The sequence below is a fragment of the Arthrobacter globiformis NBRC 12137 genome (genome assembly GCF_000238915.1).
In the GTDB taxonomy this organism is placed as follows: domain Bacteria; phylum Actinomycetota; class Actinomycetes; order Actinomycetales; family Micrococcaceae; genus Arthrobacter; species Arthrobacter globiformis.
In genome coordinates this window covers 1-9604 of sequence record NZ_BAEG01000055.1, presented here as the reverse complement: position 1 = coordinate 9604, position 9604 = coordinate 1, and the positions used below count along the sequence as shown (strand labels likewise).

Sequence of the window (9604 nt, the reverse complement as noted above, 5' to 3'; positions counted from 1 at the left end):
CAGCCGAGCCGTCCCACATGTGCGAGTTGAAGATCGGGTTCCGGCCGGCCTTCACCTCGGCCTCGGACGCGGCCAGCAACGGCAGCACGAAACCATCCAGCTTGTCCTTCGGGCAGTGGTCCGTGTGCAACGCGATGTTCACGTTGTAGTTCTTGGCCACCTCACGGGCAAACGCCGCGAAGCCCAGCGACCCGGCAACCATGTCCTTCGTCGAAGCACCGGACCAGTACGCCGCACCACCGGTGGAAACCTGCACAATGCCATCAGACTCCGCCTCCGCGAAACCACGCAACGCCGCGTTCAGCGTCTGCGAAGAGGTCACGTTCACGGCCGGGAACGCGAAGCCGCCCTTCTTGGCACGGTCGATCATCTCGGCATAGATCTCTGGGGTTGCAATGGGCATGCTGACTCCTAAATCGAATTTCGTCTGCGGGTTGGGTTGACCCTGGAGTGAACCTCGTCGGCTAGGAACCATCCTAGCCATTTCTTTGCACCGGCCGTGGTTCGCGTCACCCGGCCGGGTAACACATTGCGCTTAGAGGTTTCCCCACTACACCGCCGTCCGGCGGAGCAGCCGCCAAGTTTGCTCCGGGTCCATGGCAGCTGCACATGCGGCTGAGGCGAGTCCGAACGATCCGTCAAGCACCGCTTTGTCCGCACCCGCGGAGGCACCGAAGGCAGCGAACTCTGCGGTGTGGTGCGCGGCGCCCCTCACGTCGTAGCCGACCATGGGATGAATGCTCGGCACGAGCTGCGAGACATTTCCCATGTCCGTCGAGGCCACCGGCTCGGCGCTGAACGTGACGTCCCTGCCCCTGGCCGTCATCGCTGCCCGGTAGGCATCTGACAGGAATGCGTCCTGACGCAGTTCTGCGTAGTCGTTGCCCGTGCGTGTGAGGCTCGCACGACCTCTTTGTGGACTGCTTTGCGTCCAGCCACGCCGAACTGATGGACATAGTCACCGGTTCCTTCCCCGGGCTGCCCGGCGTCACGCATCGCGAGGTTGTTTTCGTCACGAAGCTGTACCGCCAGGCGTCGGAATGGCGCAGCGGGACCCTGGAACTTGCACGCGCCCGGCAGGTGTCAGCGGAACCCCTGCCTGGGCAGCCTGCGTACTCTCCGGACCGGCTGGATGCGGCACTGCTGGAAGAGCTCGCCCGGGACGGGCGGGCCAGCTGGGCGGAGCTGGGTGCCGCATGCGGCGTCTCGCCCCAAACCGCACGACGGCGGGTGGAGCGATTCCTCGCCACGGGTTACATAGCGCTGCGCTGCGATACGTCGACGGCGGCCCAGCAGGGACTGCGGGAAGTCACCTTGGTCCTGAACGTCCCCGCGCACTACGTTGACGACGTCGGCCACTACTTTGCGGCACTCAGCAACTGCCGCCTCAGCGCCCAGGTCCTGGGGGCGCAGAACCTTCTGGTCACCATGTGGGTCCGTGACTACCTGCAAGTCCAGGCGTACGAGCGCGAGCTGGCCGATCGGGCTCCGGGAAGTACCGTCATCTCCCGGCAGGCCGTGGTCCGGACATTCAAGCGGATGGGCCATGTCCTGGACGAATCAGGATGCAGCCGGAGCGTGGTGCCGCTGCCGCTGTGGACGGAAGGTCTGTAGCCTGGTGTCCGGTATGCCGGACACCAGCGGGCGTATTCTGGGAGAGTGAGTAGCTCACCGCTGCGCCCCAAAGCCCCTGCCGCCGTTCAGGTTCTTGCCGTTCTTAGGTACGTCGCGGAACAGGCCGGCCCAGTGGCCGCCTCGGTCATCGCCCGTGACGTGGGAGTGCCGCGGTCAACGACGTATCAATTGATCGCGGCCTTGGTTGATGACGGGTTTCTGGTCCATCTTCCGGAGGAACAAAAATATGCGCTGGGTGTCACGGCACACGAACTCGGCACCGGCTATTCACGGCAAGCCCCTCTTCAGCGCATCGCCCGTCACCCGCTCGCGCAGTTGGTGGGGCGCACCCGCCGTACTGCCCACCTTGCGGTGATGCATGGCCGTGACGTCGTTTACGTCATCGAGGAACGCGCTCCGCGCCAGCGGCCTCTGGTGACTGATACCGGTGTCCGGCTTCCGGCACATCTGACGGCCAGCGGCAGGGCGATGATGGCGCAGATGGATCCTGCCCAGGTCGCCGCCTTGTTTCCGGGTCCGGAGGCCTTCACCGTTCGCAATGACAACGGGCCGCAGTCCTTGCCGGCCCTGCAGGATTTGCTGTCGCGGGCGCGGTCCCTGGGCTATGCGTGGGAACAGGATGAAATCACTGTTGGTTACTCGTCCGTGGCTGTTGCCGTCCTGGACCGGGAGCGCTATCCCGTGGCTAGCGTGACATTGACTGTCTCCAACCGGGCGTTTCCCCCGGGTGGTGCGCGCCGTGCCAAGGATGCCGAGACGCCGGAGGAACGGGCATTGCGGATTGAAGACGTGGCCCGCGAGTGGATCCCGGAGGTGAACCGTTGTGCCCGCGAGATATCGCGCAGGCTGGGTATCCGTGGCCGGCTTCCCTTAACCCGATGAGTGTCCCGGCCACGTGTGGCCGGGACACTCATCAGGCATCAATACTGTTTGTCGAGTGCAGGTGCATCAGGGCCTGCCAGGGCTGCCTAGCCGGCCGGGCTGGCTGGTGCGGAATCCGTAACTGCTTCCACTGCTTCTTGGCCCGTTTCAGCCGGATAAATCATGTGGGACGGTGCGTTGGAGGTCCTCTTGGCCAGCGGGAAGTACACCAGGGCTGTAACGACCAGCCCCACGAGCCAGGAGATGTCAGCACCGCCCAGCAGCTTCGTCATGGGCCCGGTGTAGAGGGCCTGGGCCAGGAACGGAATCTGTACGATGATGCCCACAGCGTAAGTGATCAGGGCGGACTTGTTCCAGCGCCCGTAGCGCCCGTTCAGGTCGTACAGGGCCGGGATATCCACCTTTTCTTTGGAGATCAGGTAGTAGTCGACCAGGTTGATTGAGCTCCAGGGGATGAAAACCATGAGCAGCAACAGCACGAAGTTCTTGAAATTGGCGATGAAGTCCGGCGACGCCAGGACGGCGATAAGCACGGACAGCCCGATGAAGCCGACAACGTACGCGAACCGCGTCCACGTGGCTACACCCGTTTTGCGGGTGAACGCGGTCACCGAGGTCAGCATGGTCATGTAACCGCCGTAGGCGTTCAGGGTGTTGACCGTAAGCTTTCCGATCACGATGACCAGGTAGATGACCACAGCGATGAGGCCTCCGCCGCTCATGTGTCCAAGGAAGGCCACCTGGCCGTCTAGAAACCTCTCCCCCTTGGGCAAAGCAAGGGCGGCGAAGAGAGCTCCGAGGGTCATGGACCATTGGGAACCGAGCACGGTGCCGAAGTAGGACGCTTGGAACGTCTTGCGGGCCGGGGTGTTGGAGGGGAGGTAGCGGGAGTAGTCGGCCACATAGGGCCCGTAGGTCAGCTGCCAGCCGGCGCTGAGGGAGATGGCGAGCAAGAAAGTGGGAAATTCGAAGTTCCCGGCCCCCAAGAGGGCACCTACATCCTGGCTGATGAGCAGCCTGATGCCGAGGTAGGTGAAGCCGAGCACTCCGACGATCGTGGCGATGCGGCCCATCATGTGAATGTACTTGTAGCCCAGCGTCGCGACGAGGATGGTCAGCGCCCCGAAGAGGACCATCCCCACGGCCGGCGTGCCGGTGTGCAGGATCTGGTCCACGGCCTGGCCAGCCAGGACGGTGCCCGTGGCGGCGAACCCAAGGTACATGATGACCACCAGCACCAGCGGGATAACGGCACCCAGAATGCCGAACTGGGCCCGGCTGGAAATCATCTGCGGAAGCCCAAGTTTGGGGCCTTGGGCCGCGTGCAGCGCCATGACAGCCCCGCCCAGAAGGTTGCCGATGAGCAGGCCAATGATCGCCCACAAGGCATCCGCTCCGAACAGGACGGCGAGGGCACCATCGACGATGGCGGTGATCTGCATGTTCGCCCCGAACCACAGGGTGAACTGTTGTGCCGGGGAACCGTGACGTTCGTCTTCCGGGACGAAGTCGATGGAGCGACGCTCAACGCGCGGCCCTGATCCCGTTTTTGTTGTGGCCTGCATGCTGTTCCTCACTTTGACGACCGGATCGAGGTCCCCCAACCTTTTAATCAATCTGAGCACGCGCTGTGAGCGGCATCACCCGAAAGCCGCGACGTTGCGTCCGGGGTTTCGGACAATGCGGCAAAACGGTGATTCTGGGGGTCAGACGTGCTGGCCGAACACGTGCCGGCGCACCCAGGCGTGCATGGCGATCGCCGCGGCCGAGCCCGCGTTGATGGAGCGGGTGGACCCGAACTGCTCGATGGACAGTGTTGCTTCCGCCGCCTCGTGGACCTCCGGGGTCAGCCCCGGGCCTTCCTGGCCGAAGACCAGCACGCACTTCTGCGGCAGTTCGTAGGTCTCCAGCGGCACGGAGTCGGGGAAGATGTCGATCCCGATGATGGCCAGCCCCTCCGCCTGAGCCCAGGCCACGAAGTCCTCCACGGTGGGGTGGTGGCGGACGTGCTGGTAGCGGTCGGTGACCATCGCCCCACGACGGTTCCACCGCCGTCGTCCGATGATGTGGACCTCCTTGGCGAGGAACGCATTGGCGGTGCGCACCACGGTGCCGATGTTGAGGTCGTGCTGCCAGTTCTCAATGGCGATGTGGAAATCGTGACGCTTGGCGTCCAGGTCCGCGACGATCGCCTCGTGCTTCCAGTACCGGTACTTGTCCACAACGTTGCGCCGGTCGCCGTCGGCCAGGAGGTCAGGATCCCAGTGGTCGCCGGCCGGCCATTCACCTTCCCAGGGCCCGACGCCGACCTCCGGCTTTGGCTCCGGCGTTTCGTTTTGGTCTGGTTGGGGTTCGGGTGTCCCGGGCGTTTGCGTCACCCCTCAACACTAGACTGGGCTCCGAACGCAAACATCTCGGTGAAGGAATGACATGGCAGAAGCGGACAAGGTAAAGACATCGGCGGCCGTCTACCGCAGTGGCCAGGAAATTGAGTGCTGGCTCACCGACATGGACGGGGTCTTGGTGCATGAGAACCAGCCCGTACCTGGCGCCGCGGAACTGATCCAGCGCTGGGTGGACACCTCAAAGCGGTTCCTGGTCCTGACCAACAACTCGATCTTCACGCCTCGTGACCTCGCCGCCCGGCTGCGGGCCTCCGGCCTGGAAATCCCGGAGGAGAACATCTGGACGTCGGCCCTGGCCACCGCCCAGTTCCTGAAGGACCAGGTATCTGCCGGCGGACCGGACAGTGGCAACCGCGCGTACACCATCGGTGAGGCAGGGCTGACGACGGCACTCCACGAGGCCGGCTTCATCCTCACCGACCAGAACCCCGACTTCGTGGTGCTCGGCGAAACCCGCACGTACTCCTTCGAAGCGATCACCATGGCGATCCGGCTGATCCTTGCCGGGGCGCGTTTCATCGCCACGAACCCGGACGCCACCGGCCCGTCCAAGGAGGGCCCGATGCCCGCCACCGGCGCCATCGCCGCACTGATCACCAAGGCCACGGGACGGGAACCGTACATTGTGGGCAAGCCGAACCCCATGATGTTCCGCTCGGCCATGAACCAGATTGATGCGCACTCGGAGACCACCGCGATGATCGGCGACCGCATGGACACCGACATCATCGCGGGCATGGAAGCCGGGCTGCACACCGTACTGGTGCTCAGCGGCATCACGCAGCGCGACGACATTGCTTCTTACCCGTTCCGCCCCAACCAGGTACTGAACTCCGTGGCGGACCTCAAGAACCAGATCTAGAACGGTGTCATCTTCCCGCCGCCTCCGGGCAGGGGGAAGATCTCGTTCTCCAGGTCCTCGAGGATGGGCCGGTACACGAACGGGTTCCAGCCCGGGCTGGCGTGGGCCGGCAGCGCCCCCGTGGTCTGCCGGTCGGCAGAGACCATGTTGGCGGCGAACGTACGCGCCCACGATTCGCGGGCCGTCTGGTAGTTGACGGTCTGGTCCCGCGGATTTCCGATGTACGCCATCCGGGTGTCCCCGATCTGGCCCGCGAAGCGCGTGGCATCGAAGTGGTAGATGTAGGCGGATTCCGTCTGGACCAGGACGCTCGAGGGGGCGATCGGGGACAGCTGTTCCAGTGTCTGGTCGAGAATCTGCCGCCACGTGCGCTCGTCCTTGTGGACCACCCGCTCTCCCAGCTCGTAGCCCCCGCGCAGCACGGACGGGATCCGGAAGCCGCTTTCGTAGAGGAAAACCACGCCGTCGAACCAACTCTGGTCCAGGACATCGAACTTGCTGTAGGGGCTGCAGTCGAGAACGATCAGCTCAACCTTGACGCCGTGCAGCTCCAGCAGCCGGGCGGCCACCTGCGTCGCCACCATGCCGCCGAAGCTGTGGCCGTAGAAGTAGAGGGTGGTGAGGTTGTGCGCCCGGACGTGCTCGATCACCGCGATCACCAGCTGGTCGATGTCCAGTCCCAGGTTCGAATACCCTGCCGCCGCGAGCTGGCCGCGCAGCCGGAGGCTGCCGCGGAGTGAGTTCAGGATCCATTGGGCCTCTTCCCAGCTCGTCTTGTATCCGGGGAACAGGATCCAGCTGGCGTTTGGGAAGTAGCTCTGCGCGAAGTCGTCCTCAACCACGAGGATCTTGTGAACCTGCCGCTCCTCCTGCACACGCTTCGTGAACAGCATGTCCGCGGCAAGGACGGTGGACGCGCCTGCTCCGGAGAGGAAGGTCCGGCGGGAGAACCGTTTCAGGTCTGCGGCGCGCCGAAGCAACCGGGCAGCGTCTGCGCCCGGCGCCTTCTGCCGGCCCGTCTGGCCGGCGGCCCCTTCATATGGCACTGGACTACCCTAGGCACACTTCTAACCGCAGGCACAGTTCCGGTTCCATCGGCCGGTTCGAATCCTGTGAGGTTCATCCCCTGGTCAGCTGGGTGTGGCGTGCTGCACCGCGGACTCGGTCGATTCCCGGCGGGCTATTTCCTCACCGATCGCCTCGTATCGGGCCAGCAGTTCATGTCCGGAACGCCCGGCGGGATCGTCCAGCAGTGCGAAGACCGAGTCGCTCGCCGCCAGCAGTTCGTGCGAGGAATAAGTGGATAAGGGGCGGAATCCCGCGGCGACCTGCGCCTCGGTCAGCCCTGCCGGGTCGGTCAGCGCGGTGAAGTCCGCGCGGGCTTCGGCCACGGTGTCGCGGCTGGAGAAAACCTCCAGCAGGACTCCTGGCGCCGGCCGGGAGGAGACCTGCCATGCGCCGGCGTCGAGGGTGTTGAGGTCGAAGCGAAGGCCCGCGAGCGCCGATGACTCTACGAAAGCGGCCTGGGAAAGATCCACAGTGATGGGCGACGAGATGCCCATCCTGCGGACGCGTCGGATTTCGAGTATCAGTTCGGGCCGGGACGCCTGGGTGAGGCTCCCCCGGACATCGATCCGCGCCGTGCCGTTGGCATCGTTAATCTTAATGAGGGAATTAAGCTGGTTGTCCATAGGTACTCCAAAAAGGGGTGTCTATGGCCGACGGCTCAACCTCGGACAGCCTATCCCCCGCAGGCCGGCCGCACAAGCAGCGGGCCGCGGCGCTATCCTGCCTGAACCTTCCCGGGCTCCTCGAAGTGTGTGCGCGCCTCCGCGCCGCCCACCGAGTTCACCAGCGACGCCGCGATGTCGCGAAGTTTGACGTTGCTGTGACTTGAGGCATCGGTCAGGATCCGGACGGCGGTCTCCTGGCTGCACCGGTTCTGCGCCATCACGATGCCGACGGCGATGTCGATGACGGTCCGGGATTCCAACGTCGCGCGGAGATTCGTCGCACTGTCCGTGTGCAGCGAAAACCTGACCGCCAGGCGCAGGGCCTGGGAGATCTCCCGGGTATACCCGCGGGCGCGGGCCGCGGAAACCTCAGTAAACTTGTGCGGCACGTCAGAGTACAGATTAAGCGCGGCCTTCGCTTCCCCCTGCAGGCTAAAGGGCAGCGACAGCACCGAACGGAGCCCGTGGGAAGCCACGGCATTGGCGTAGTCAGGCCCCCAACGGTCCTCTTCGAAGAGATCCGGAACGTGCACTTCCCGTTCTTCCTCCGCCGCGGTCAGGCACGGCCCCTGGGACAGTGAATACTGGATTTCGTCCACTTCCCGGGCGGAGTCGCTGCTCCAGCCGATCGTCGCCGCCTTGCGGTCCCTCAGCAGTGTGATTCCGCAGAGGGCGTCGTCCCCGTCGCCCGCCACCTGGTGCGCCGAGTACCGCGCCAACTCATTGAGGAAGTCCTCAAAGTCGGCGCTCTCCAGAATGAGGTTCTGGACTTGCTCAACACTGCTCAGGGCCTGCTTCGACGGGTGCATGACGGGGTGCTCCAAAGGAAAGGACTGATCCGGGGTACGGAAATACTAGGCCACCCGGACGGTACCGTCCACAAGGGCGGTGGCTCAGCTCAGGCCGAGCTCGTCCTTGCTGAAGGCGTACAGGTACGGCACCCCGGCTTCGGCTTCGATCTTTTCCTTGGCGCCCGTGTCGCGGTCGACGATGACGGCGACAGCCACGACGTTGCCGCCGGCGTTGCGAACACCCTCGACGGCGGTCAGGGCCGAACCGCCGGTGGTGGAAGTGTCCTCAAGGACCAGGACCTTGCGGCCCTCGACGGAGGGCCCTTCCACCTGGCGGCCCATGCCGTAGGACTTCTGCGCCTTGCGGACAACGAAAGCGTCGATGGCCCGGCCGGCATCTGTGGCGGCGTGCATGACGGCGGTGCCCACCGGGTCGGCCCCCATCGTGAGGCCGCCGGCGCACTCAAAGTCGATGCCGGCGTCGTCAATCAGGGACAGCATGACCTGGCCGACGAGCTTGGAGGCCTCGTGGTGAAGGGTAACGCGGCGCAGGTCGATGTAGTAGTCGGCCTCGGCTCCGCTGGACAGAATGACCTTGCCGCGGACAACCGCGAGCTCCTTGATCAGTTCCAGAAGTCGGGCACGGGCAGCGGTGTTGGAAAGCGAGTCCGGGGTGGCAGTCATGGGCTCCAGTTTAGTCGGTGCCGGGTACCTTGCCGGGCCCCGCGTCCATCCGCCGGGCGAAGGCGGGTGCGTGCTCAGGCAGGGGTCCGTGCGCGATCATCCGCGGCAGCAATCCCATCAGGACGGGAACATGCCGGGCCAGGTACATCAACGCAGCCGGCGGACCCGACCTCTTGCCGGTAAACAGCGGGATGAAGACGCCCCGGTGCATGAGGCGCTGGACGGATTGGATGATGACCGTGGGCAGTTGCCGCCTCCGCTGCACCGCCGCAAGATCCTGCACCGTGACTTTCCCGCGCAGCAACGCGGGCGCGAGCCGGGCCGCCGCAGCCACGGCATCCTGGATGGCCAGGTTGATTCCCACGCCGCCGGCCGGGGACATCGCATGCGCGGCGTCGCCGATGCACAGCAGCCCGTCGATGTACCAGCGCTGCAGGCGGTCCAGCCGGACATCCAGCCAGTGGAGGTCGTCCAGGGACCCGATGGCATCGACGCGGTCGGCGAGGTCCGGGCGCAGCGCGGCGATCCGTTCCCGGAACCGTTCCACGCCCTCGCTCTTGATGCGGTCACCGGCGCCTTTCGGGGCGAAGTAGCCCATCTGGTAGTAGGTGT

General features: G+C 64.9%; 12 protein-coding genes. 3 read left to right on the top strand and 9 right to left on the bottom strand.

The annotated features are described in order from the left end of the window. Together ARGLB_RS10735 and ARGLB_RS10730 are read right to left on the bottom strand one after the other, a co-directional pair. Positions 1–403: class II fructose-bisphosphate aldolase (locus ARGLB_RS10735; RefSeq protein ID WP_003802142.1), on the bottom strand; the 403-nt coding region annotated here is incomplete at its 3' end. Between the two features lie 147 nt (positions 404–550). Beyond that, the gene (locus ARGLB_RS10730; RefSeq protein ID WP_139023315.1) at positions 551–730 is read right to left on the bottom strand and encodes a hypothetical protein; all 180 of its coding nucleotides are present in this window, start codon (positions 728–730) and stop codon (positions 551–553) included. 218 nt (positions 731–948) lie between these two features. Between ARGLB_RS10730 and ARGLB_RS10725 the strand changes: the two genes are divergently transcribed. Continuing rightward, entirely contained in the window at positions 949–1614 is a 666-nt protein-coding gene (locus ARGLB_RS10725) for an Lrp/AsnC family transcriptional regulator (protein WP_139023314.1), read from the top strand. A gap of 45 nt (positions 1615–1659) precedes the next feature. Further along, positions 1660–2517, top strand: a complete 858-nt coding sequence (locus ARGLB_RS10720; protein WP_280959904.1) for an IclR family transcriptional regulator — start codon at positions 1660–1662, stop codon at positions 2515–2517. Positions 2518–2603: 86 nt separating this feature from the next. Here ARGLB_RS10720 and ARGLB_RS10715 read toward each other — a convergent pair whose 3' ends face one another. Beyond that, positions 2604–4082 carry a purine-cytosine permease family protein gene (locus ARGLB_RS10715; RefSeq protein WP_003802135.1) on the bottom strand — a complete coding sequence of 493 codons (1479 nt, stop codon included), beginning with the start codon at positions 4080–4082 and terminating at the stop codon, positions 2604–2606. A 141-nt stretch (positions 4083–4223) separates the two neighbouring features. After that, positions 4224–4895, bottom strand: coding sequence for a TrmH family RNA methyltransferase (locus tag ARGLB_RS10710; RefSeq protein ID WP_003802133.1), 672 nt, complete (start codon positions 4893–4895; stop codon positions 4224–4226). Positions 4896–4947: 52 nt separating this feature from the next. Here ARGLB_RS10710 and ARGLB_RS10705 point away from each other — a divergent pair, with 52 nt between their 5' ends. Continuing rightward, positions 4948–5784, top strand: a complete 837-nt coding sequence (locus ARGLB_RS10705; protein ID WP_003802131.1) for an HAD-IIA family hydrolase — start codon at positions 4948–4950, stop codon at positions 5782–5784. Here ARGLB_RS10705 and ARGLB_RS10700 read toward each other — a convergent pair. The 5 genes from ARGLB_RS10700 to ARGLB_RS10680 form a co-directional block, all read right to left on the bottom strand. Then, on the bottom strand, positions 5781–6830 hold the full coding sequence (locus tag ARGLB_RS10700) for a thioesterase domain-containing protein (protein WP_003802129.1): 1050 nt from the start codon (positions 6828–6830) through the stop codon (positions 5781–5783). The genes ARGLB_RS10705 and ARGLB_RS10700 overlap by 4 nt on opposite strands. A gap of 84 nt (positions 6831–6914) precedes the next feature. Continuing rightward, positions 6915–7475, bottom strand: a complete 561-nt coding sequence (locus ARGLB_RS10695; protein WP_003802128.1) for a hypothetical protein — start codon at positions 7473–7475, stop codon at positions 6915–6917. 92 nt (positions 7476–7567) lie between these two features. Next, positions 7568–8326: a GAF and ANTAR domain-containing protein gene (locus ARGLB_RS10690; protein ID WP_003802125.1), complete on the bottom strand. Its 759-nt coding sequence runs from the start codon at positions 8324–8326 to the stop codon at positions 7568–7570. Between the two features lie 84 nt (positions 8327–8410). Continuing rightward, on the bottom strand, positions 8411–8992 hold the full coding sequence (gene pyrE, locus ARGLB_RS10685) for an orotate phosphoribosyltransferase (protein ID WP_003802124.1): 582 nt from the start codon (positions 8990–8992) through the stop codon (positions 8411–8413). Between the two features lie 10 nt (positions 8993–9002). Then, the coding region (locus tag ARGLB_RS10680) for an FAD-dependent monooxygenase (RefSeq protein WP_003802122.1) at positions 9003–9604 on the bottom strand (602 nt) is incomplete at its 5' end.

Coding starts and splice junctions, on each gene's coding strand:
- ARGLB_RS10690 (WP_003802125.1), bottom strand. CDS start 8,326: ATGCACCCGTCGAAGCAGGCCCTGAGCAGTGTTGAGCAAGTCCAGAAC.
- ARGLB_RS10725 (WP_139023314.1), top strand. CDS start 949: ATGGACATAGTCACCGGTTCCTTCCCCGGGCTGCCCGGCGTCACGCAT.
- ARGLB_RS10705 (WP_003802131.1), top strand. CDS start 4,948: ATGGCAGAAGCGGACAAGGTAAAGACATCGGCGGCCGTCTACCGCAGT.
- ARGLB_RS10715 (WP_003802135.1), bottom strand. CDS start 4,082: ATGCAGGCCACAACAAAAACGGGATCAGGGCCGCGCGTTGAGCGTCGC.
- ARGLB_RS10730 (WP_139023315.1), bottom strand. CDS start 730: ATGGTCGGCTACGACGTGAGGGGCGCCGCGCACCACACCGCAGAGTTC.
- ARGLB_RS10695 (WP_003802128.1), bottom strand. CDS start 7,475: ATGGACAACCAGCTTAATTCCCTCATTAAGATTAACGATGCCAACGGC.
- pyrE (WP_003802124.1), bottom strand. CDS start 8,992: ATGACTGCCACCCCGGACTCGCTTTCCAACACCGCTGCCCGTGCCCGA.